At 57.4% G+C, this 1236-nt stretch carries 1 protein-coding gene; it reads left to right on the forward strand.

Annotated features, from left to right (window positions below):
- Positions 1–410: 410 nt before the first annotated feature.
- Positions 411–1236 (forward strand): SDR family oxidoreductase (locus tag FCK22_RS17900; protein WP_136720745.1); only part of this gene is annotated, 826 nt, incomplete at its 3' end.

Below are 1236 nucleotides of genomic sequence, written 5' to 3' on the forward strand. Positions count from 1 at the left end.
AAGAAAATGACGATCCAAAGCCGCCGCTTGCAACATCAAAAACAAGCAGCATAATCAATCACGCAAACGAACCAGAGCCTCCAAAGTTCAAGCCGCTCTGATGTCCCATTTTATATGACGACGGACAGTCTCCCTCCAACTACTGGTCTGGGAGTGAACTAAGCTAATTGGTGCCAAGTTCCTTGGCGTCGTTCTGCTTGGCAACTGATCGCGCATTTGAGGGCGGTGAACCGAACTAAGCATCGTACGAGCGGTACCCTGCGGCTGGTCAGGCAGTCAAAGCAATGAGCAAGTTCTTTCTCATCCTCGCGCTTTATTGAAACCATTTTGCCAAAGCAAACATTGCATTTGGGTAAACTGAATTTTTGAAAGCCCCGTATTTTTGGGCCGTAGCAGGATAGGAGCACGCTATGACAGATCAGAATTTTGATGCCCTCGACAGCCCGCAAAGCCAGCCCGGCCGGGAGCATAAGATGGACCCCGCGCCCGATTACACCCCGCGCTACCCCGGTTCCGACCGGCTTAAGGATAAGGTGGCGCTGATCACCGGGGGCGACAGCGGGATTGGCCGCGCCACGGCGCTGCTCTATGCGCGGGAGGGGGCGGATGTCGCCATCGTCTACCGCAACGAAAGCCGCGACGCGGAAGAGACCAAGCGATTGGTCGAAGCCGAGGGCCGTCGGGCGCTGTTGCTGGAGGGCGATGTGGGTGAGAAAGCCTTTTGCAAAGATGCCGTAAGCCGCACGATGGCGAGCTTTGGCAAGATCGACATCCTCGTCAACGATGCGGGCGAACAACACGCGCAGGAAAGCCTCGAAGACATCGAAGAAGCGCAGATCGAACGCACGTTCCGCACCAATATCATCGGCATGATCCTGATGACGCAAGCAACGCTGCCGCATTTGAAAAAGGGCGCGCGGATCATCTGTGTCACTTCGATCACCGCCTATAAGGGGCAGGACCTACTGCTCGACTATGCATCGACCAAAGGGGCGATCCTGTCCTTCCTGCGGGCGATGGCGAGCAAGCTGGCGCCCAAGGGTATTTTGGTCAACGGCGTGGCCCCGGGGCCGATCTGGACCCCGCTGATCCCGGCCTCCTTCCCGGCAGATAAGGTTGAGGAATTTGGCGAAAACACCCCCCTTGGCCGCCCCGGTCAGCCGAATGAGGTGGCCCCGTCACTGCTGTTCCTCGCCTGCGAGGACTCATCTTATATGAGCGGCCAGGTGCTGCATC

The organism is Sulfitobacter sp. 15WGC (assembly GCF_005068605.1).
GTDB lineage: Bacteria > Pseudomonadota > Alphaproteobacteria > Rhodobacterales > Rhodobacteraceae > Sulfitobacter > Sulfitobacter faviae.